The sequence below is a fragment of the Aminobacter sp. UC22_36 genome, assembly GCF_044056035.1.
Lineage (GTDB): Bacteria > Pseudomonadota > Alphaproteobacteria > Rhizobiales > Rhizobiaceae > Aminobacter.
Genome location: NZ_CP171996.1, coordinates 1,738,968 through 1,760,783, shown reverse-complemented (window position 1 = coordinate 1,760,783; position 21,816 = coordinate 1,738,968). Strand labels below are relative to the sequence as shown.

Here is a 21,816-nt window from a genome sequence, read left to right as displayed (position 1 = left end):
GGCCTTCAAAGCTCTCCCGCCGCGTCAGTTTCCGCGCCCTCGCGGTAGGCGATACCAGTTCGGACAAACTGTGGTTGCAGGCCCAGCATCGGCAGGACGCGCCGCAGGATGGCGCTGCCAAGGGGGACGGCATTCCAGCCGGAAGTCCTGAACCCGTGTGTCTCCGGCAGGCCCTTGGGTTCGTCAAGGATTGTCAGCAACAGGTATCTCGGCTTGTCGGCGGGGACGACGGCCATGAAGGAGGTCATCACCAGATCATCGGCATAGCGTCCGTTGACGACCTTCTCCGCCGTGCCGGTCTTGCCGCCGACGAGATAGCCCGCGACGGCTCCGTTCCTGGCCGAGCCGGCTTCCGCGTTGTAGCGCAGGAGATAGCGCATCGCATCCGCCGTCCCTGGCGAAACAAGCCCGGAGCCGACGATGCGGCCGGCCACTGGTGCGCCCTTGATGAAGGTCGGCGTGATCAGGCGGCCGCCATTGATGAGCGCAGCGATGCCCGTGCTCGCCTGCAACGGCGTCACCGCAATGCCGTGGCCGAATGAGACGGTCGCCGTCGTCACCTGCCCCCAGCTTCGCGGAAGGATAGGCGCGGCACTTTCCGGCAATTCGGTGCGCAGTCGCGACATCAGGCCAAAGCGTGTCAGATAGGCCCGCTGCGCCTCGCCACCCAAGGTCATCGCTATCTTGGCTGTCGAGATGTTCGACGAGTAGATGAAAACCTCCGGGATGGTCAGCATGCGGTACTTGCCGCGATAGTCTCGGATCAGCTGCCGTCCGAACTGCAACGGCTTGCGCGCGTCGATGACGGATTTCAGCGTGAATTGTCCGGAATCGAGCGCCATGGCTGTGGTCAGCGCCTTGAAGGTAGAGCCCATTTCGAAGGCACCGGCGCTGATGCGGTTGAGCCGCTCGGGCCGCAGCGCATCCACAGGTACGTTGGGGTCGAAATCGGGAAACGAGGCCAGCGCGAGCACTTCGCCATTGTCGACGTCGAGCACCAGGCCGGCGCCAGCCTTGGCTTTGAAGCGTGCCATCGCCTTGAGGGTTTCGTCGGCAAGGGCGTGCTGGACGCGGACATCGATCGACAGCGTTACCGGCTGCAATTGCCTGAAATCACCGGTCATGCCGGCGAGATTGAGATCACGCAGGCCCTGCCCGTCGATCCACTTCTCGATGCCCGAGATGCCAACATTGTCGAGATCGACAGCGCCGAGCACATGGGCGGCCAGCGGACCGTTGGGATAGATGCGGCGCCTTTCCGAACGGAGCCCGATGGCCGGAAGCCCGGCGTTCCACAGCGCCTGCTTCTGCAACGGGGTAACCTGGCGCTTGAGCCAGGCGAATGCGGCATCGCTTTTCAGCCGCTGATGCAGTTGGCGCGCGTCGAGGTCCGGAAAGATGGCGACCAGCTTCTCGACCGTCTCGTCGACGTCGGGCACATAGCGCGGCTCGGCATAGACCGATGCACTCGGCAGATCGGTTGCCAGCAGGACGCCATTGCGGTCCAGGATCTGCGGTCTTGCGTTGGCCACCTCCCTGAAGGCGTAAGCCGGACGCTCGCTGTCGGTCAGGCCAAGCTGCACCAGCCGCGCACCGATGGCGGCGAACAAAACGGCAAACACCGTCATGACAAGCCGGATACGAACCCCGGCGCTTCTTGCGCTAGCCCTCTTCATCTCAGTAGAGCCCACCGGTGCTGTCGAGAAGCTTGTCGCGCAGCACAGGCGAAATGCCGCCAACGGCCGGGATGGTGGACGTGACAATGTCCGACGTCTCGAAACCGTCGATGACCGGACAGTCGGCAACGCAAGGCGACGTGCCCGGCTTGAAGGCCTCCCGGACCGAACCCGGACTGCCAGCGGCGACACGCCTTCCCGTGCGCCGGTCGACGCTCTCGAACGTCATCCCCTCCGGCACCGGAAATTCGGCAACCGGCTTGCCCTTGAGGGCAATTTTCATGAAGTCGATGAAGACAGGTGCCGCCAGCCCGCCGCCGGATTCGCCATATCCCATGGGTTTCGGCGTGTCGTAGCCCAGGAACACGCCGGTCACGATGTTGGGTGTGAAGCCGACGAACCAGACGTCCTTCTCGTCATTGGTGGTGCCGGTCTTGCCGGCAACCGGAACACCGAGCGCAGACACGCTGGTTGCGGTGCCGCGCTCGACAACCCCGCGCATCATCGAGGTGACCTGATAGGCGGTCATGGGATCGAGCACGTATTCGCGATCATCCTCCAGCACAGGTTCCGGCTGGTCCCGCCACTCCTCGGCATTGCAGGCGTCGCAGTCGCGCCCATCGTGGCGGAAGATGGTTTTACCGTGGCGATCCTGGACCCGGTCGATCATCGACGGCTGCACCGACTTGCCGCCATTGGCGATGACGGCATAGGCCGAAACCAGCCGCATCAGCGTGGTTTCGCCAGCGCCGAGCGACATCGGCAGATAGGGCTTGAGCTTGTCGTAAATGCCGAAACTCTGGCCGTACTGCGCCACCACGTCCATGCCGACATGCCGCGCGAGGCGCACCGTCATCAGGTTGCGGCTCTTTTCGAGCCCGGTGCGCAAGGTCGAGGGACCGCTGAAGCGCCCGTCATAGTTCTTCGGCTTCCAGATCCGTCCAGCACCATCCGGCAGCGCTATCGGTTCGTCCATCACCAGCGCGGCCGGCGTGTAGCCGGTGTCGAGGGCGGCGGCATAGACGAACGGCTTGAATGCGGATCCCGGCTGGCGGTAGGCCTGCGTGGCGCGGTTGAACTCCGACTGGGCAAAGGAAAAACCGCCGACGCTCGCCAGCACCCGGCCAGTATGCGCATCCATCGAGACGAGCGCGCCCTGCACTTCAGGCACTTGCCGCAGCACATAGCCGTCATCCTGCTTCTCGACATAGATGACATCGCCGGGCGCAACCACGCCAGCCAGTGCCTTGCCCGTCTTGGCACTGCCGGCTCGCTTCAGCGCCCAGCGCATCGACTTGCCGCTGATGTGGGCGATCTCTCGCTCTGGCCGGTTGCCGGGGCCCTGGCGAAGTCCGATCTCGACGACATGCTCGGTTGTGCCGAGCACCACCGCCAGGCGCCATTCAGGCACATCAGCCAACGGCACGATGCTATCAAGTGCCTGCCGCCAATCACCATCGGCCGCGATGCGCGTCACCGCGCCGCGAAAACCCCTGCCCTGGTCATAATTGACGAGCCCGCGGCGCAGCGCCTTGACGGCTGCCGCCTGCAGCGCCGGATCGAGCGTCGTGCGAACGGCGAGGCCGGCAGTGTAGAGTGCGGCTTCGCCATATTGTTCTGATACCTGCCTGCGTACCGCCTCGGTGAAGTAGTTGGCATCGGCCACCAGCAGGTTCGGCGGGCGCTTCTTTGTGCCGAGCGGCATGGCCGCCGCCGCACGCGCCTCGCCGCCATCGAGAAATCCGTTGCGCAGCATCTGGCCGATCACCCAGTTGCGCCGTTCGATGGCCCGCTTGGCATTGAGATCAGGATTGTAGTTGTTCGGCCCCTTGGGCAGCGCGGCAAGATAGGCGGCCTCGGCAACCGAAAGTTCGCCGACCGGTTTGTCGAAATAGGTCAACGCCGCTTCGGCGATGCCATAGGCACCGAGCCCGAAATAGACGTCGTTGAAGTAGAGTTCGAGGATCTCGTCCTTGGAGAAGGCGCGTTCGATGCGCACCGACAGCACCGCCTCGCGGATCTTGCGCGCCAGCGTGCGATCGGAGGAGAGCAGCAGATTCTTGGCAACCTGCTGGGTGATCGTCGAGCCACCGATCATGCGCTGACCCGAGCCGAAGTTGGCCATATTAGCCCAGACGGCGCTGGCGAGCCCTGAAAGTTCGATGCCCGAATGGCTGTAGAAGCCTTTGTCTTCCGCCGACAGGAACGCATGCCTGACGCGGTCGGGTACGGCTTCGATCGGCAGAAAAAGCCGCCGCTCGCGTGCATATTCGGCGAGCAGCGCGCCGTTATAGGCGTAGACCCGGGTCATGACCGCCGGCTCCCAATCCGCCAGTTCGCGATAGTCGGGTAAGTCCCCGGTGATGTCGGCGACGAGCAATGCCACGCCGCAAGCGCCTGCAAGGCCGGTCAGGACGAGGAACGAAAACAAATGGCTGATGAACTTCATGATGGTGCGGGCAGCTTGTCGGTTTGAGGCAGGTCCCGAAAAAAATGGGCAAACGACTGCTGCTCGCAGGGCTCCACCCAGGCCCGCGAACAGGTCATAACCTGCAGGTTTTGTTCGATATCAGCTCCAAACTGGCAAAATCGCACGGCCTCGACAAACGCTCAATATTTTGGTTACCCATGAGAAAAAGATGGGCATAGGATCAAAATCGCGTGGAAACATCGCAACTGCCGCTGAACGCGCTGCGGGCCTTCGAGGCTTCGGCGCGCCATTGCAGCTTCACCCGGGCCGGCATGGAACTGTTCGTGTCGCAGACCGCGGTCAGCCATCACGTGAAGTCGCTGGAGGACCTGCTCGGGGTGAAGCTCTTCCGCCGTCTGCCCAGGGGGCTGGCGCTGACAGACGAGGGCGCGGCACTTGCCCCGGTGCTGACGGATGCCTTCCGCCGGGTGACGGCAACGATGAGCCGGTTCGAGGAAGGACACTTCCATGAAGTGGTGACGGTTGGCGTGGTCGCGACTTTCGCCGTCGGCTGGCTGATGGAGCGCCTGCCGGCATTCCACCAGGCCCACCCCTATCTCGACCTCAGGATCATGACCAACAACAACCGCGTCGATCTGGCTGGCGACGGGCTCGACCTGGCGATCCGCTTTGGCGACGGGTCGTGGCGCGGAACGGAGGCGATGCACCTGATCGCTTCGCCATTGTCGCCGGTATGCTCGCCGATGATGGCGACGAAGCTGACGCAACCAGCGGATCTCGCGCGTGTCGAACTGCTGCGCTCCTACCGCGCCGACGAATGGATGCGTTGGTTCGAGGCGGCAGGCACGCCAAAGCCGGTGCTGCGCGGCATGATGTTCGATTCGTCGCTGGCGCTTGCCGAGGCGGCGGCCCGCGGTGTCGGCGTTGCCCTGGTGCCGATCAACATGTTCGAGCGCAATCTCGACGACGGACGTCTCGTCCAGCCATTCGAGACCACGGTTTCAACCGGCGATTACTGGCTCACCCGGCTGAAATCTCATCCGGTGACAGCAGGCATGCAGGCATTCGAGAACTGGCTGCTGCAGCAATTCGTCCCGCCTGCTGAGGTCTGACCAGCGCGGCGGCAGCAAAGCGCAGAGGCCGGTGCAGGGGTAGACGAAAAAAGGCGGCGCGGCGGCCCGCCAGGAGCGCCGCGCCTGCGGTACCCAGACCTTAAGCTACCGCATATCCGTCACGGCACAGGCCGTTGAGCTGCTCCAGCGACATCGCGTCGAGGTCGAGCGCGGTCAGCAGATCGTTCTCGGCAGTGAAATCGCGGCCATACATGGCCGAGAAGATGCGCACGCCGGCTTCGTGCAGCTCGGCGGGGTAGCCGGCGAGACGGCCGATCTTGGCGGTCATCACCAGGCCAAACGGCACATCCTCGGTGACATAGCGGCTGTCGGCTGTGGTCGGGCCCTGCCCGCCATTGCCGGCGTCGTGCATCTCCTGGTTCATCTGCGAGATCGAGCTCATCGGCACGTGGAACGACAAATGGAAGTGCTGGAAGATGTTGCGCACTTCAAGGCCAAGCTTGGTGGCAATCGCGATGCGCTCGTCATCGAGCTGCTCGAGCAGGCGGCCGACATTCGGCGTGACGTTCTGACCCTGGCTCCAGGTCTCGCCACGCTCCATGCGTGTCATGTTGCCGAGTGCGATGCCCATATGGTTCTGCGGATTGAGGTTGGACAGCGCGATCGCCATCAGGCTGCCACGGTCGACGAAACGGTCGCCGAACAAAGTCTGGCAGACGGCGAAACCATCGGCGCTGCGCGAAGCCGGCACGGTGGCGAGATCGACCTTCTTGCGCACGGTGTTGACATTGACCAGCGTCGGGCTGAGCTGGCGGCCGGACACAACTGTCGTGCCCCAACCGACGACCGGCACGACAACGCCACGCGCAGCGAGCAGGCGCGACAGGTAAAGCGCGCCGAACGAAGCGTGCGAACTGATGATGATGGTCTGGTCGGCCCTGATGTAAGGCGCGATGGCGTCGAGCACCGTCTTGTGGCCATAGGCCGGCAGCGCGATGACGATCGCCTCGGCGCCGGCGACCAGCGCTTCAGCGCTCGCAGCTGCAGCCGGATGGAAGGTGCCTTCGACAGCGCCCTGGGCGACCAGCGCCTCGCCCTTGGCCAGCGCCTTGGTGCGCTCGCCCGACGGCGACCACAGCGTCGCGTGGTGTCCCTGCTGTTCGAGGAACACCGCCGTTCCAAAGGCGATCGAACCCGCGCCGACAATACCTACCTGCATTCCAACATTCCCTTTTGGATCAAATTCATTTCAGGTCCGGCGGTCACCCAATGAGGCGCCGCCGGGGTCGTTCACTTTGGGCGTATCAATGCCCGTGTCGTGCTACTGCCGACCTCGCCCGAGGCCACCACCAGGAACGCCCTCGCCCCGACAGGACCAGCACCGGTCCCCACACTGGTAAGAGAGTGCGGCACGTCGCCGGCGTAACGCGCGGTCTCGCCGGCACGGACCCTCATTTCGTTGCCGGCGCTGCGCACGACGATCTCGCCTTCGATGCAGTGCAGGTGCTCGATGGTACCAGCACCATGCGGGTCGCTGATCAGCTTGCCCTGAGGCTCGAAGCTCAGCAGGTACCATTCGATCAATGGCACCATGCCGGCCGGCGACAGGATCTGCAGGGTGCAGCTGCCGTCGGCGCTGCGGATTGTCGGCGTCAGGTTCTCCGGCTGCAGGTCGATGCGGTCGCCGCGCTCTTCGCTGGCGCCGCTGATCAGGCTATTGAGATCGATGTCGAGCGCCCGGGTGAGGTGCCACAGCGTGCCGTAGGTCGGGTTGGCGTTGCCGCGTTCGATCTCCGACAGCATCGAGCGCGACACGCCGACTTCGTCGCCAGATCGGCAAGCGTCAGCTTCTGCGCTTTCCGGTACGCCTGCAGGCGCGGCCCGATTTCCGGCGGATTGACCGAATGCATGTTCATTCCGATGCTCCCTTCCGACGCCTTGGGCAGTTATTCGGCGATCGGCTCTCCGAGCGTGTGCATCAGCCGGTTGGCCCAGCCAAACAGCGACGACGACAAGATGAGATCGAGGATCTCGTCTTTGCCGAGACCGGCATCGACAAGCGCCTGCATGTCCGAGACATCGGCGTCGGAGGGGCATTTCGACAGCTTGACCGAAAAATCGAGGATCGCCTTGAGCCGGGGCGCGATCTCGGCGTCGGCACCATCGGCGAAGATCGCCGCAATGACCGTCTCGTCCTTGGCGAGCTGGTTGTAGCGGCTGGCATGCACGGCGGCGCAATAGATGCAGCGGTTGACGATCGAGGCACCGACAGCGCCGATCTCGCGCTCGGCCCGCGACAGGCCACCCTTGTTGTACATCACCCCGTTGAACAGCGGCGAACGGTGCGTCAGCGTCTCGACGTCATGGGCCAGCACCAGCACATAGTCCGATACCTTGGTGTTGGACGGCGTGATCTTCAGCGCCTCGAGCTGCGCGGCACTTGCTTCGGCGAGATCGAGCGGCCTGACATATGGCTTCCACTCGGGGATCGCTGTGGTGAATTCGTGAACGACCTTGCTCATGCCAGCCCCCGCATCAGCCGCAGCCCGGCGGCAACCCTGATCTGATAGCTGACGAAAGCGACGAGTTCCGACAGCCGAACGATGTCGGCATCGGTCAGGCCGGCTGCCTGCAGCAGTTCGATGTCGCGCCGCGTCGCGTCCTTGGGCGCATGCGCCACAAGGTCGACATGCCTGATCAGCGCCTTGAGCCTGTTATCGCCGCCGCCGTCGAACCAGATGTCGGCGATGCGCGCGGTGTCACCGGAGGCGCAAGAATTGTCGAGCAAGGTTTCGAAATGCTCTTCGAAATCCCTGGCGTCATTGATCTTGGCGATGCGGCAAGCAAGTGCTGCGCGCTCGGCATGCGATAGCCCACCGGGCTCGGCAGGCATGAGCGCGGCATCGTGGGTCTGCTGGGTCAGCGCCATGATGTCGGCACGGCCCGCGACCACTGCCGCCAGTTCGCTGCCGGGTTCGATGCCGACGATCGCGGCAATCACGTCCTTGGTCTCGGCCATGCCGTCCTCCTATGCCTGCTTGCGAGCGGCAGCCGGCGCATCGTCCGGCAAGGGCGATGCCGTCCACTCGTCGCCGCGCAGTTCGGGCGTGTCGTAGTCGAGCAGCCGCTGCCAGTACTGGTCGAAATTTTCGGTGTAGAGCCTGGCGGCGATCTCGCGTGCCAGTAACGCCGCACCTTCGCTGATACCCGGTATGTCGCCGCTCATCTTGCCGAGGCTCGCGGCCGCACCCGAGTTGAAGCTGTGAATGTTGGCGAGCCACGGCGCTTGCCCCGGCTCGCGCTCGAGGAAGGTGAAATCGCTGGCTAGATAGGGGTAGTTGCCGAGCTCGGCGTTTTCCTCGCCCTCGGGCGGCGTGAACCGGTCCTGCCACAAAAGGATCTTGTCGGCGTAGCCGTCGAGTTCCTTGCGCGCCAGCGGATCGACGCCAAAGCCGGTGCCTAGGATCAGGAAGTCGCAGCGAACCGCCTTGCCCTGCGATGTCGCAATGACGATCTCGTCACCGTCGAGCTCGGTCTTCTCAACGGCCGCATCGAAGTGGAAATAGGCGTTCGGATGGCGGCTGACCCGCATCGTCGAGCCGCGCGGCGCCGGTGTCTGGGTGCGCAGCGAGTAGTTCATGATCTGCCAGCGCCTGGCATCGCCCAGCTGCGGGTAAGCTGCTGTGAAACCGAACGAGCCGATGCCCATCAGCTTGTTGATGCAAGGCATCTCTTTGCGGCGGATGAGATGGCGAACTTCCGCCGCCCCAGCTTCCAGCGCCTCGGCGGCATTGTCGACAGCCGAAGCGCCGACACCGACAACCACCACGCGCTTGCCGCGCAGGGCAGCGAAGTCGATGTCGTCAGAGGAATGCGCCCAGTACTTCCGCGACAAATTGTCGACGAAAGCGGGAATGCTCGGATGGCCCATGCCGTCGCGGCCGGTCGCCATCACCACCTTGCGGGCCAGCACCGATTTTTGGCGCGCGCCCTCGCCTGAGAGCGTCAGCCGCATCAGCTCGCCTTCCGGCACGATCGTCTTGACCTCGACGCCGTTTTCGACCGGCAGGTCGAGCACCTTGCGGTACCACCTGAGATACTCCATCCACATCGGCCGTGGGATCTTGTCGAGCTCGGCCCAGGTCTTGTTACCGAACTGGGCAACATACCAGGCGCGGAAGGTCAGCGACGCCATGCCATAGGCCGGGCCAGTCAATTGCTTGGGCGAACGCAACGTCTCCATGCGCGCATAGGTCAGCCACGGACCTTCGAAGCCCGTCGGGCTGCGGTCGAAGATGCGGATGTTCTGGATGCCGGCGCCGATCAGCGCAAAGCTGGCGACAAGGCCGCACATGCCGCCGCCGATGACGACGACGTCGTGGATCTGCTCTTCACTGTCGGGAGCGGTCGGCACAACCCAGTTCGCCGGTGGGTAGCACAGGCAGGCGAGATCATCGCGAACGCGTTGCTCGAGTTCGGACAGGCCGGTGGCGGCCGATTGCAGTGGCGCTTGTACGTCAAACGCCATGGCTCGCCCCTGATGTCCGGTCGAATTCGTCATTTCGCATGTCCTGCCCTGCCTGCTGTCGGCCCGCATCGGTTCTCGACGCGGGCCGCCCTTGTCGCCTATTTTTCGTCTCAGTTGTGCGCGTGGCGGTCGGGGATGACCGTCGTCGTCTCGGGCTTCCAGCCGACCCAGATGTCTTCGCCGTTGAGCTGGGCAACATCGGCCGGGTGGACCAGCGCGTTGAGCATGGCGCCGTCCGCGACCTCGACCGAAAGCGAGGTGTGGTTGCCCTTGAACACGCGCTGGCGGATCTTGCCCTTGATGCGGTTGCCGGTTGTCGGCTCCGCCGCAGAGCAATGGATCGCCTCGGGGCGCAGCACGACATAAAGGTGATCGCCGGTCTTGGGCGCGAGCCCGCCCTGCGCTGCCTTGATGGTGACGCCGTTCCAATTCAGCGCGGTCGTATCGCCTTCGGTACCGACAACGGTGCTGCGCAGAAGGTTGGTCTCACCGATGAAGTTGGCAACGAACACCGAGCCGGGACGGCCATAGAGCGTGTTCGGATCGCCCATCTGCTCGATCTTGCCCTTGTTCATGACCACGATCGTGTCGGACATGGTCAGTGCCTCTTCCTGATCGTGGGTCACGAACATGAAGGTCTTGCCGGTCTTTTCCTGGATCGACTTGAGTTCGATCTGCATCTGCTGGCGCAGCTTGGCGTCGAGCGCCGACAGCGGCTCGTCAAGCAGCAACACTTCCGGATCCGGTGCCAAAGCACGCATCAGCGCCACGCGCTGGCGCTGGCCGCCGGACAGCTCCGACGGCAGCCGCTTGGCGTAGTCCTGAAGCTGGACGAGTTCGAGCAGCTCGTTCACCCGGCGGTGGATTTTCTGGTTATCGAGACCCTTGAGCTCAAGGCCGAAGGCGATGTTCTTGGCGACGCTCATATGCGGGAACAGCGCATAGTCCTGGAACACGATGTTGACGTTTCGCTTGTTGGGCGGAACGCGGGTCACGTCCTTGCCGCCGAGCAGGATGCGGCCGGAATTCGGCGTCTCGAAACCGCCGAGCATGCGCAGCGAAGTCGACTTGCCGCAGCCGGACGGACCGAGCAGTGTGACGAACTTGCCCGCCTCGATGCTGAGGTTCAGGTTTTCGACGGCAACATGCTTGCCGTAGCTCTTGGTGACGTTGTCGAACTGGACGACGGGTTGCATCAGCGGGTCCTCGCGCGGCGGGTCAGGTATTCGGCGTAAAGTCCGACGGCGGCGGTAACCACCAGGACAAGTGTCGCCATTGCGTTGATTTCGGGAGACATGCCGCCCTGCACCTTGGCGAAGATCAGCATGGGAAGGGTCGGGCGATAACCGCCCAGGAAGAAGGTGCGGACGAAGTCGTCGATCGACAACAGCACGCAGAAGATCATGCCGCCGACCAGCGCCGGCCCGAGATAAGGCAGCGTGACGCGGAAGAAGGCAACGACGCTGTCGGCCCCGAGATCGCGCGCGGCGTCGACAAGATTGCCGGGCATCGAGCGCAGCCGGGTCAGCGCCATCACCACCACGAACGGCACGGCATGCACCGTGTGGCCGAGGATGATGGCGGCGGTTCCCGTCGGCATGTCGATGGTCGAGATGAAGATGCGAAGCGAGATCGCCGAGATCATGCCGGGCACAACCGCCGGCAGGCAGGCCAGCGCGAAGATGACGACCTGGCCCTTGATGCCTTCGGCGACGATCAGCATGGCAATCCATGTGCCTAGCGTCGTTGCGGCCAGCGTCGAGGCGGCGGCGATCATCACCGAATACAGGCAGGCTTCCAGGAACTGCTTGTCTGCCATCACCTTGGCGTACCAGTCGAGCGTCCAGTCGCCGATCGGGAAAGCGACGAAATTGGCGTCCTTGAAGCTCATCGCCATCATCAGCGTGAGCGGCAACAGCAGATAGAGCAGGAAGGCCCAGTAGAACGCGGTCAGCGTCGTGCGCGGAGCGTCGGAAAACATGTTGCGCATCAGAATGCACTCCTTTTCTTGCCGCCGACGAGGCGCATGAAGATGCCAGCCGTGATCAGTGCCGTGACCAGCATGATCAGTGCGAAAGCTGCACCGACTGGCCACTTGTCGCTGGCGCCATGGAAGAAGCCGCTGATCGTTTCAGGAAACAGCACGGTGGTCGGGCCACCGAGCAGCATCGGCGTGGCGAAAACACCGATGCAGGTCAAAAACACCAGCGAACAGCCCGACACGATGCCGTCCTTGGACAGCGGCAGGATGATCTTGCGGAAGCGGGTGAACGGACCGGCGCCGAGGTCGGCGGCAGCGTCCAGATACTGGGACGGGATCTTCTCGATCGCCGAATAGAGCGGCAGCAGCATGTACAGGCAGATCAGGTAGACAAGGCCGAAGCCGAGCGAAAACGAGGTGTAGAGCATCGGGATCGGCCGATCGATCAATCCGATCTCGCGCAGCAGCACGTTGACCGCGCCGCGATTGGCGAGAAGCATGATGACCGAGAAGGTGCGGATCAGCTCACCGGCCCAGAACGGCACCAGCAACAACAGTAGCGCCTTCGAGCGGCCCTCCGGCTTGACGATCTTGGCGACGTAATAGGCAACCGGATAGACCACCACCAGCGTGACCGCAGTCGCTGCTGTCGCAAAGATGAAGCTCTTGATCAGCGGCGTGAAGTAGAGCGATTCCCGGAAGAAGATCGCATAGTTGTCGAGGGTGAAACGCGACTCCACGCCGGGTTGGACCGGGTAGTGGGACAACAGGCTGATCTTCAGCATCTGATAGATCGGCCCGACATGCAGCATGATCAGCCAGATCAGCGGCACGCCGGCCAGAAGGATGATCCGGCCGAGACGCGACTCCACAGCAGCGCCCAGCGTGTGCCGGTAAAGCGCGGAGTTGACCACCTTGGCGAAGCCGGTCGAGTATTTGGGCACGGACGTATCGCGTCCTCCCGCATAGCCGGCTGTCGTGTTGCTACTCACCATCAAACAATCTCGGTTGGCGCAGCCCAACTTGTTCCGCCAGGCACTGCCGGCAGGTCAGTCATCGCGCGTTGTGGGATTACAGCGCCGCGCCGTCCTCCAGGACGCGCTCAGGACGCTGCAACTCTCTGAACCGGTGCATGAGCCTATTCGAAAATCGAGCCCGATTTTCGGGGGTCATGCACATGACAGGCCGGCTGCCTGTCCCGGAGATCGTCGCAGCGCTCCGGGACAGGCTACAGGCCATGCGAGGCTTTCGCCTCGTCAGGCCGCTTTGACCTCTGCGGTCGCGCGGTCGATCATCTCGTTCTTCATGTCGCGGTTGACCGACGAGAAGAAGACGATGCGCTCGAGCTCTTCCTGCGGCAGTGTCGAGGCGAGCTTTTCGCGATCGTTGAGCAGGTCGGCAACGCCATTGATGGTCGAGCTGTAGCCCGACTGGCGGGTCATCGCCGCACCCACTTCCGGGCTCGCCAGCACGGCGTCGAGAAGTTTGTAGGCGTTCTCGGCGTTGGGCGCGTTGTTGACGACGTTGAGCGTGTAGCAGAAGCCGAACGTGCCTTCCTTCGGCACCGACAGCTGGATCGGATGGCCATCCATGATCAGCTTGGCAGCCGGACCCGACCACGAATGCGCCAGATAGATGTCCTCGTTGATGAACATCTGCTGCACTTCCGAGCCGGCTTCATAGTACTTGCGCACCATGTCCTTCTGCTTGATCAGGAAGTCACGTGCTTCGTTGGTCGCCTTCTGGGCAACCTCCGGCTTGCCGGCGTAGCTGACGAAGTCGCCGTCATGGCCGAGATACTGCATGACGATGGTCATGAAATCGCTGACGATGTAGGAGGTCTGGCCCTTGTACTGCGGGTCGAACATGATCTCCCAGCTCGGCGCATCCTTCACATAGTCGACGTTGCGGGCGAGACCCTCGTAGCCGGCGAGGATCGGCAGGCCCCAGAGATTGTTGTCGACACGCGCCCAGGCAGCGTCCTGGTAAGCCGGGTTGAGGTTCTTCCAGTTGGAGATCTTGCCGGTGTCGAGCGGCTGCAGCAGCTTCGAGGCGATGAACTGCGAATAACGGTGGCCGGCAACGGTGACGATGTCGGTCGAGGGATTGGCGCCCTCGGCGGTGAGCAAATTGTACTGCTTGCCCTGGTCGTCGGTCAGCCGGATGTTGACCTGAATTCCAGTGTCCTTCTGGAACTTGTCGAGGAATTCCTGCGGCAGGAACTTGTCGTAGGTGGTGATGTTCAGCACGCCGCTCGCGGCCCAGCCCGGGGTCGGACGGATGACGGCGGGCATGGCAAGAGCGGCGGCGCCACCACCAAGCATCTTCAGCGCGGTACGGCGATTCGGCACCAGAGTATTGTTCATTATGTTCCCCATTTGGATAATATCGATCACACGCGCAGCTTTCGCTGCGCAATAAAAACCCACCATCACGCAGCCGAGTGGACTGCGTGACCGACAAGCCGGCAAAGATGTATTCTCAGCGGTATTTTACAGACAACTAATGAACTGGCACAAAGTCCTCCACCAAGCCAGTCCTGAATTCCGACATTCCGTCCGCAAATTCCACTAAACTGGAATTTTTCTCTAAACCGGACAAATGTCAAGCATTGTTAGTAAGAATCTTGTTTGCCACCAACATATGCAGACAGCAGGCCCCGCATAGGCTTGCGGCAAGAAACCGGCTGAGCAACAGCACGAAAATCGAATCCGATCACTGCTAACGCTCGATACACCAAAATCAGAGACATGGTGCGTCGACGGCCCATGCAGAGCGTTTGAGCACCCTACGCCTCGGTCGAGACGCTGAGCTCGACCCTGTCCGCGACAAACCGGGTGTCGGCGAATTGGACCGGCACGCCTTCGGCATCGATATTGACGGCCCTCGCGACCAGCACGATGGCGCCGGCCGACAGTCTGAGGTCGGCCAGATCGGCGGTGTCGGCATGCCGCGCCGACACCAGCGTCGACTTGCGGAAATAGTCGTCAATTCCAAAATGCTGGAAACTGAACGTGATCGAGCCGGTTTCGGCATAGACCCTCTCAAAGCCTGGGAAACGCGTCGCGTCGAACCAGCTTGTCGCCCGCGACACCGGCCGGCCATCGGCCTCGCTCAATGTTTCCAGGCGGATCACCGGCGCTTCCAGGGCGAGGCGCAATGCCTCGGCTACTCGAGCGCTCGCCGGCTCGAGCGCATGCGCCAGAAGCGTGCTCCGGCGCTCACGGGTCTGCTCGCGCAGCCCCGTGGAAAAGCGCGTCCGCGCCGAAATCGGATAGGACAGCTTCTGGCGGCTCTCTACGAATGTGCCGCGCCCTTGCTCGGCCCTGAGCATGCCTTCTTGGACAAGTGCTGCAATGGCGCTGCGCAGCGTATGGCGGTTGACGCCGAAGCGTTCAGACAGCGCCATTTCGGTCGGCAGCCGGCCATCGGCACCCAACGTACCGGCGCTGATTGCCTGACGTATCTGGTCGGCGATCTGGCGCCACAGCGCCACCCCGCTCTTGCGCGTCACCGCTGGCTCTCGTTCGTTCAATCCACTGCCCCTGTCATGCGCCCGTCATGGAGCCTCTCTACAAGCTCATTGTATGTTGTTCGTTTGTATAGAACAATAGACAAATAAAGCGAACGGAGCGGCGATGAAGATGGATCGACGGCAGGAAAGAGAAACCGAGGCACAGCGCAAAGTCGCGATGGCGGCATTGGCCATGGCCCCGGGCGACGAGTTGAAGCGGCTGTGCGCGGCGGCAGGCGTGAGCGACGATGCCGAATTGCTGCGCGGCCCCGAGACCGGGCTGGTGTCGGTTCGCGGCCGCATCGGCGGCGGCGGCGCGCCGTTCAATTTCGGCGAGGCGACGGTAACCCGCGCCACCGTGCGTTTGCCAGGTGGCGAGATCGGCCATGCCTATGCGCTCGGCCGCGACAAGGAAAAGGCCCGCCTTTCGGCCATCGCCGACGCGCTGTGGCAGAACCCGGAACGTCGCGCCGATATCGAACAGAAGATCATCGCACCGTTGCGTGCCGCACAAGCCGAAGCCGATGCGACCAGCCGCGCCGAGACGGCGGCGACCAAGGTCGACTTCTTCACCATGGTGCGCGGAGAGGACTGATGGACCAGATGGATGTGATCGACGGCGGCTTTTCCGCCCCAGTTTTCAACGCCCAGACGGTTTTCCGTGCCGTCATGGACGCGATGGCACGGCCGGGCACAGTTCAACAGCTGGCTGAACTGGCACAGCCGCCCGCACCGCTTGCGGCAACCGCGGGTGCCGTGGCGCTGACCTTGTGCGACCATGACACCCCGCTCTGGCTCGATGCCGGGCTTCAGGTTTCGGCGGCAAGATCCTGGCTCGCCTTCCACACCGGCGCACCATCTGCAGCCACGCCGGCCGACGCGCATTTCGCCCTTGTCGCCAATCCGGCCAACCTGATCTCGCTCGAGAACTTCGCCCAAGGCACGCAAGAATACCCCGACCGTTCGACAACGCTGATCCTGCAGGTCGAGAGCCTGACGGAAGGCACGCCACTTCGCCTTGAGGGCCCCGGCATCGAGACATCGGCCACCATCGCGCTGACCTCCCTGCCGCGCCACTTCGTCGAGCAATGGAAGCAGAACGGCGCCCGGTTCCCGCGCGGCGTCGACCTGATCCTGGCCGCCCCCAACGGCGTCGCCTGCCTGCCCCGCACTACCCGCATCAAGACGACGGAGGCCTGACATGTATGTGGCAGTCAAAGGCGGCGAAGCCGCCATCGCCAACGCCCATCGCTTGCTTGCCGACCGCCGCCGTGGCGACCGCTCGGTGCCGGCGCTGCGCATCGACCAGATCGTCGAGCAGCTGGCGCTCGGCATCGACCGCGTCATGGCCGAAGGCTCGCTCTATGACCGTGAGCTTGCCGCCCTTGCCGTCGTGCAGTCGCGTGGCGACCTGATCGAGGCGATCTTCCTCGTCCGCGCCTATCGCACGACCTTGCCGCGCTTCGGCTACACCAAGCCGATCGACACCGCCGCCATGCAGGTCGAGCGCCGCGTTTCGGCGACCTACAAGGATCTGCCCGGCGGCCAGCTGCTCGGGGCGACCTTCGACTACACCCACCGCCTGCTCGATCCGCAACTGGCCGGCGATCCCGAGGTCGCCAAGCCGGAACAGCGCGAGGCCGACGGCCAGCGCATGACGCGCGTGTCGGAAATCCTCGCCCATGAAGGCCTGATCGAGGCCGACGGCGAATTGCCGGAGGATCACCTCACCGGTGACATCACCCGCGAGCCGCTGGAATTCCCGCTGGCTCGCGACAGCCGCTTGCAGGCACTGTCGCGTGGCGACGAAGGCTTTCTGCTGGCGCTCGGTTATTCGACCCAGCGCGGCTATGGCCGCAGCCATCCCTTCGTCGGTGAGGTTCGTATCGGCGAGGTCGAGCTTGAGCTCGACGTGCCGGAACTGCCCTTCCCCATAACCCTCGGCCGCATCCGCGTCACCGAATGCCAGATGGTCAACCAGTTCAAGGGTTCGGCCAAGGCGCCGCCGCAGTTCACCCGTGGCTATGGGCTCGTCTTCGGCCAGTCCGAACGCAAGGCGATGGCGATGTCTCTGTGCGACCGGGCGCTGCGGGCCGGCGAACTGGGCGAGGACATCACTGCCCCCGCCCAGGACGAGGAGTTCGTCATCTCGCACTCCGACAACGTCCAGGCCACCGGCTTCGTCGAGCACCTGAAGCTGCCACACTATGTCGACTTCCAGGCCGAGCTCGACCTCGTCCGCCGCATGCGCGGCGAGCACGAAAAGCGCAACCAGATCAACGAAAACGACCAGCGCGAGGCGGCAGAATGACCACCACAGCACCAGAGATCGCAACCTACAACTTCGCTTATCTCGACGAGCAGACCAAGCGGATGATCCGCCGGGCGATCCTCAAGGGCATCGCCATTCCCGGCTACCAGGTGCCGTTCGCCTCACGCGAAATGCCGATGCCTTATGGCTGGGGCACCGGCGGCGTGCAGGTCACCGCTGCGATCATCGGTCCCGACGATGTGCTCAAGGTCATCGACCAGGGCGCCGACGACACCACCAATGCGGTGTCGATCCGCGCCTTCTTCCAGAAAGTCGCCGACGTCGCCGTCACCACCGAAACGGCCAAGGCGACGATCATCCAGACGCGTCACCGCATCCCCGAGCATCCGCTGACAGCGGGCCAGACACTGGTCTATCAGGTGCCGATCCCCGAACCGCTGCGTTTCCTCGAACCGCGCGAGACCGAAACGCGCAAAATGCACGCGCTCGAGGAATACGGGCTGATGCATGTGAAGCTCTATGAAGACATTGCCCGCCATGGCCGCATCGCCACGACCTACGCATATCCGGTCAAGGTCGAGGGCCGTTATGTGATGGACCCCTCGCCGACACCAAAATTCGACAATCCGAAGATGCACATGTCGCCGGCGCTCCAGCTGTTTGGTGCCGGCCGCGAGAAGCGCATCTATGCCGTGCCGCCCTTCACCAGTGTGGTCAGCCTCGACTTCGAGGACCATCCCTTCGAGATCCAGACTTTCGACCAGCCCTGCGCGCTGTGCGGCGCCGAGCAGGTCTATCTCGACGAGGTCATCCTCGATGACAAGGGCGGACACATGTTCGTCTGTTCCGACACCGACCATTGCGAGAAGCGCCAGGCCTGCGGCCATCGCGGCCATCTCGCCCCTGAAGCGCTGGAGCCAGCCCAATGACCGACGAACCGCTTCTGCGCGTCACAGCACTGTCCAAATATTACGGCTCGCGCATCGGCTGCGAGGACATCTCCTTCGATCTCTGGCCCGGCGAAGTGCTGGCCGTCGTCGGTGAATCAGGCTCGGGCAAGACGACATTGCTCAACTGCCTGGCAACCCGCCTGCTGCCGACATCGGGCACCGCCAGCTACCGCATGCGCGACAACCAGTGGCGCGACCTCTACCGGATGAGCGAGGCCGAGCGCCGCTTCCTGATGCGCACCGACTGGGGTTTCGTCCACCAGAACCCGGCCGACGGCCTGCGCATGACGGTATCGGCGGGCGCCAATGTCGGCGAGCGGCTGATGGCCATCGGCGACCGCCACTACGGCAACATCCGTTCGACGGCCGTCGACTGGCTCGGCCGCGTCGAGATCGACGAGGAGCGCATCGACGACGAACCGCGCGCCTTCTCCGGCGGCATGCGCCAGCGCCTGCAGATCGCCCGCAACCTCGTCACCGGCCCACGGCTGGTGTTCATGGACGAGCCGACCGGCGGCCTCGACGTGTCGGTCCAGGCGCGCCTGCTCGACCTTTTGCGCGGGCTGGTGACCGACCTCGGGCTCGCTGCCATCGTCGTCACCCACGACCTCGCCGTGGCGCGGCTGTTGTCGCAGCGCATGATGGTGATGAAGGACGGTCATGTCGTGGAGGCCGGTCTCACCGACCGGGTGCTCGACGATCCGCGCGCGCCCTACACCCAGCTCCTCGTCTCCTCCATCCTGCAGGTCTGAGCATGATCCCGAAAAGTGGTTCCCGGTTTTCGGACAAGATCATGCTCACAAGGAAAGGGCTGTAAACATGGCTACTCCTCTCATCGTCTCCGAGGTCGCCAAGGCCTTCACCATGCACCTGCGCGGTGGCATCCGCCTGCCGGTGGTCGCCAACGTGTCATTTTCGATCCGGGCAGGCGAATGCGCCGTGCTCGGCGGCCCCTCGGGCGCCGGCAAAAGTTCGATCCTGAAGATGGTCTACGGCAATTACGGCGTCGACCAGGGTCAGATCATTGTCGATCACCACGGCCAGCTGGTTGACCTCGCTACCGCCAATCCGCGCACGGTGCTGGCGGTGCGCCGCGACACCATCGGTTATGTCAGCCAGTTCCTGCGCACGGTACCGCGCGTCTCGGCGCTCGACGTCGTCGCCGAGCCGCTTGTCGCCCGCGGCATCGGCCGCGACGAGGCGCATGCCCGCGCCTCGGAGCTGCTCGGCCGGCTCAACCTGCCGGAACGGCTGTGGAGCCTGCCGCCCGCCACCTTCTCCGGCGGCGAGCAGCAGCGCGTCAACATCGCCCGCGGCTTCATCACCGACCATCCGGTGCTGCTGCTGGACGAGCCGACGGCCTCGCTCGACGCCACCAACCGCGAGGTTGTGATCGGCCTGATCGAGGAAAAGAAGCTGAAGGGTGTGGCCCTGCTCGGCATCTTCCACGACGCCGACGTGCGCGAGGCGGTCGCCGACCGCATCGTCGACGTCACCACATTTGCCGCTGGAAAGGTCGCCGCATGAGCCGCAAGCTTTCGGAGCAGCCCTGGGTCCACCCGACCGCCGAGGTGACGCAATCGACCCTCGGCCGCTGGACCGAGGTGGCTGACCGCAGCCGTATCAGCGAGAGCACCCTGGGCGACTATTCCTACGTCATGCAGGATTGCAGCCTGTGGTGCACGACGGTCGGCAAGTTCTCCAACATCGCAGCAAGCGTACGCGCCAACGCCACCAACCACCCGACCTGGCGGCCGACGCTGCACCACTTCACCTACCGCGCCTCGGACTATTGGGACGACGCCACGCACGAAACCGAGTTCTTCGAGTGGCGTCGCTCCAATGCCGTCACCATCGGCCACGACACCTGGCTCGGCCACGGCTCGACGGTGCTGCCGGGCGTCACCGTCGGCGACGGCGCCGCGGTCGGCTCGGGCGCGGTCGTCACCAAGGATGTCGCGCCCTACACCATCGTCGCCGGCGTGCCGGCCAAGCCGCTGCGTGAGCGCTTTGACCGCAAGACGGCGGATCGCTTCCAGGCGCTGGCCTGGTGGGACTGGGACCACGCCAGGCTGCGCGTCGCCCTCGACGATTTCCGCAACCTCTCGGCGGAAGAGTTCCTGGAAAAGCACGGGGGCTGAGGAGCCCTCACCCTGCCAGGAAAAACTGGATCGCGATCATGTTGACCAAGTCGACGAAAAACGCCGAAACCAGCGGCAGGATGATGAAGGCGTTCGGTGACGGGCCATAGTGCTTGGTCACGGCCGTCATCGACGCAATCGCAGTGGGGGTGGCACCCAGCGAAAGACCGGTGAAACCGGCGCTCAGCACCGCCGCCTGATAGTCCCTGCCCAAAAGCGGGAACAGCACGATCAGGATGAAGGTCACCGCGAGCAGCGCCTGCATGGCGACGACGACCAGCAGCGGGCCGGCAACCCCGGCAAGCGTCCAGAGTTGCATGCTCATCAGCGACATGGCGAGGAAGGCCGAGAGCGAATAGTCAGAGATCAGCGACATTGCCGGCGAGCGCGCCGGCCATGGCAGGCGCGGAAAGATGTAGGGGATCGTGTTCGACAGGACGACCCCCATGATCAGGCAAGGCACGAACAGCGGCAGCTTGACGCCCATCGCCGTGACCGGACCGTGAACCGCATAGCCGAGCACCACGGCGACGTTGACCAGCAGAAGCGCCTGCATGAAATTCGACTTGTCGATCGATGCGGCATCCGCCCGTTGGACAGCCGCTTCACCGTCGGAGCTGGTGCCATTGGTGTTAAGCTCGCCGCGCTCGATGAGGAACTTCGCCACCGGCCCGCCGAGGACGCTGGCGACGATCAGCCCGAGCGTCGCCGCAGCGGTGCCGACTTCAAGGGCGGCCGGAAAACCGTGCTCGGCCGCGATCGCCGGCGCCCAGGCAATCGTCGTGCCATGGCCGCCGACAAAGGCGATCGACCCCATGATGACGCCTGCAGCAGAGGGCAGGCCGAACAGCCAGGCTCCAAGCGTGCCGACGCCATTCTGCAGGAAGACGAAAAGTACCGTCAGCACGCACAACACCGCCAGCGCCCGCCCACCGACCAGCAAGTCGGCCAGCCGCGCATTCACGCCGACGGTGGCAAAGAAGATGACCAGCAGCCGGTCGCGCGTGGTCATCTCGAAGACAATCTCCGTGCCCGACAATTGATAGAACGCCCAAACGGCCACGGCCGCGAGAAACCCGCCAGTGACCGGTTCGGGAATGTTGTAATTGCGCAGGAATGCAATGTGACGGTTGAGCAGCACGCCGACGAAATAGACGATGATGCCGAGCGTGAGCGTCAGGAAATCAGGCGAAACGAGAACATTGTCGGCCATGGCCATCCGAGCTTCGCGTGGACACCCAAACGAAGGT

21 protein-coding genes are annotated in these 21,816 nt (G+C 63.8%); 8 read left to right on the top strand and 13 right to left on the bottom strand.

The genetic code is table 11. The features are described from left to right. Positions 1-5: 5 nt before the first annotated feature. Both ACHMW7_RS11760 and ACHMW7_RS11755 read right to left on the bottom strand, forming a co-directional pair. Positions 6-1,676: a peptidoglycan D,D-transpeptidase FtsI family protein gene (locus tag ACHMW7_RS11760; protein ID WP_395450416.1), complete on the bottom strand. Its 1,671-nt coding sequence runs from the start codon at positions 1,674-1,676 to the stop codon at positions 6-8. A gap of 1 nt (position 1,677) precedes the next feature. Further along, on the bottom strand, positions 1,678-4,125 hold the full coding sequence (locus ACHMW7_RS11755) for a penicillin-binding protein 1A (protein WP_395450415.1): 2,448 nt from the start codon (positions 4,123-4,125) through the stop codon (positions 1,678-1,680). A gap of 212 nt (positions 4,126-4,337) precedes the next feature. Between ACHMW7_RS11755 and ACHMW7_RS11750 the strand changes: the two genes are divergently transcribed. Next, positions 4,338-5,219, top strand: a complete 882-nt coding sequence (locus ACHMW7_RS11750) for a LysR family transcriptional regulator (protein ID WP_395450414.1) — start codon at positions 4,338-4,340, stop codon at positions 5,217-5,219. 100 nt (positions 5,220-5,319) lie between these two features. On the opposite strand, the gene ACHMW7_RS11745 is transcribed toward ACHMW7_RS11750, so the two are convergent. From ACHMW7_RS11745 to phnF, 10 genes are all read right to left on the bottom strand, one after another. Continuing rightward, the gene (locus ACHMW7_RS11745) at positions 5,320-6,399 is read right to left on the bottom strand and encodes an NAD/NADP octopine/nopaline dehydrogenase family protein (RefSeq protein WP_395450413.1); all 1,080 of its coding nucleotides are present in this window, start codon (positions 6,397-6,399) and stop codon (positions 5,320-5,322) included. Between the two features lie 71 nt (positions 6,400-6,470). After that, the gene (locus ACHMW7_RS11740) at positions 6,471-6,995 is read right to left on the bottom strand and encodes a helix-turn-helix domain-containing protein (protein WP_395450412.1); all 525 of its coding nucleotides are present in this window, start codon (positions 6,993-6,995) and stop codon (positions 6,471-6,473) included. Positions 6,996-7,126: 131 nt separating this feature from the next. Beyond that, positions 7,127-7,702, bottom strand: coding sequence for a peroxidase-related enzyme (locus tag ACHMW7_RS11735; RefSeq protein ID WP_395450411.1), 576 nt, complete (start codon positions 7,700-7,702; stop codon positions 7,127-7,129). After that, positions 7,699-8,199, bottom strand: coding sequence for a CMD domain-containing protein (locus ACHMW7_RS11730; RefSeq protein WP_395450410.1), 501 nt, complete (start codon positions 8,197-8,199; stop codon positions 7,699-7,701). The genes ACHMW7_RS11735 and ACHMW7_RS11730 overlap by 4 nt, the downstream gene beginning before the upstream one ends. A gap of 9 nt (positions 8,200-8,208) precedes the next feature. Continuing rightward, a complete protein-coding gene (locus ACHMW7_RS11725; RefSeq protein ID WP_395450409.1) occupies positions 8,209-9,708 on the bottom strand; it encodes an NAD(P)-binding domain-containing protein in 1,500 nt (499 codons plus the stop codon). A gap of 110 nt (positions 9,709-9,818) precedes the next feature. Beyond that, positions 9,819-10,904 (bottom strand): ABC transporter ATP-binding protein, encoded by a 1,086-nt coding sequence (locus ACHMW7_RS11720; protein ID WP_395450408.1) that lies wholly within the window; start codon positions 10,902-10,904, stop codon positions 9,819-9,821. Continuing rightward, positions 10,904-11,698: an ABC transporter permease gene (locus tag ACHMW7_RS11715; RefSeq protein ID WP_395450407.1), complete on the bottom strand. Its 795-nt coding sequence runs from the start codon at positions 11,696-11,698 to the stop codon at positions 10,904-10,906. The genes ACHMW7_RS11720 and ACHMW7_RS11715 overlap by 1 nt, the downstream gene beginning before the upstream one ends. Next, entirely contained in the window at positions 11,698-12,684 is a 987-nt protein-coding gene (locus tag ACHMW7_RS11710; RefSeq protein WP_395450406.1) for an ABC transporter permease, read from the bottom strand. The genes ACHMW7_RS11715 and ACHMW7_RS11710 overlap by 1 nt, the downstream gene beginning before the upstream one ends. Before the next feature lie 261 nt (positions 12,685-12,945). Then, the gene (locus ACHMW7_RS11705) at positions 12,946-14,055 is read right to left on the bottom strand and encodes an extracellular solute-binding protein (protein WP_395450405.1); all 1,110 of its coding nucleotides are present in this window, start codon (positions 14,053-14,055) and stop codon (positions 12,946-12,948) included. A gap of 422 nt (positions 14,056-14,477) precedes the next feature. Then, positions 14,478-15,203, bottom strand: a complete 726-nt coding sequence (gene phnF, locus ACHMW7_RS11700) for a phosphonate metabolism transcriptional regulator PhnF (protein WP_395450404.1) — start codon at positions 15,201-15,203, stop codon at positions 14,478-14,480. Between the two features lie 124 nt (positions 15,204-15,327). On the opposite strand from phnF, the gene phnG reads away from it, so the two are divergent. The 7 genes from phnG (at position 15,328) to ACHMW7_RS11665 (ending at position 20,566) form a co-directional block, all read left to right on the top strand. Then, the gene (gene phnG / locus ACHMW7_RS11695; RefSeq protein ID WP_395450403.1) at positions 15,328-15,798 is read left to right on the top strand and encodes a phosphonate C-P lyase system protein PhnG; all 471 of its coding nucleotides are present in this window, start codon (positions 15,328-15,330) and stop codon (positions 15,796-15,798) included. Further along, positions 15,798-16,403, top strand: coding sequence for a phosphonate C-P lyase system protein PhnH (gene phnH / locus ACHMW7_RS11690; RefSeq protein ID WP_395450402.1), 606 nt, complete (start codon positions 15,798-15,800; stop codon positions 16,401-16,403). The genes phnG and phnH overlap by 1 nt, the downstream gene beginning before the upstream one ends. Before the next feature lies 1 nt (position 16,404). Further along, positions 16,405-17,514 (top strand): carbon-phosphorus lyase complex subunit PhnI, encoded by a 1,110-nt coding sequence (locus ACHMW7_RS11685; protein ID WP_395450401.1) that lies wholly within the window; start codon positions 16,405-16,407, stop codon positions 17,512-17,514. After that, positions 17,511-18,404, top strand: a complete 894-nt coding sequence (locus ACHMW7_RS11680; protein ID WP_395450400.1) for an alpha-D-ribose 1-methylphosphonate 5-phosphate C-P-lyase PhnJ — start codon at positions 17,511-17,513, stop codon at positions 18,402-18,404. Before ACHMW7_RS11685 ends, ACHMW7_RS11680 begins: the two co-directional genes overlap by 4 nt. Further along, complete coding sequence (gene phnK, locus ACHMW7_RS11675; RefSeq protein WP_184769756.1) at positions 18,401-19,177, top strand: phosphonate C-P lyase system protein PhnK; 777 nt, start codon at positions 18,401-18,403, stop codon at positions 19,175-19,177. The genes ACHMW7_RS11680 and phnK overlap by 4 nt, the downstream gene beginning before the upstream one ends. 67 nt (positions 19,178-19,244) lie before the next feature. Next, complete coding sequence (gene phnL / locus ACHMW7_RS11670) at positions 19,245-19,952, top strand: phosphonate C-P lyase system protein PhnL (protein ID WP_395450399.1); 708 nt, start codon at positions 19,245-19,247, stop codon at positions 19,950-19,952. Further along, positions 19,949-20,566 carry a DapH/DapD/GlmU-related protein gene (locus tag ACHMW7_RS11665; protein ID WP_395450398.1) on the top strand — a complete coding sequence of 206 codons (618 nt, stop codon included), beginning with the start codon at positions 19,949-19,951 and terminating at the stop codon, positions 20,564-20,566. Before phnL ends, ACHMW7_RS11665 begins: the two co-directional genes overlap by 4 nt. A gap of 7 nt (positions 20,567-20,573) precedes the next feature. On the opposite strand, the gene gltS is transcribed toward ACHMW7_RS11665, so the two are convergent. Beyond that, positions 20,574-21,785: a sodium/glutamate symporter gene (gene gltS, locus ACHMW7_RS11660; protein WP_395450397.1), complete on the bottom strand. Its 1,212-nt coding sequence runs from the start codon at positions 21,783-21,785 to the stop codon at positions 20,574-20,576. Positions 21,786-21,816: the final 31 nt, after the last annotated feature.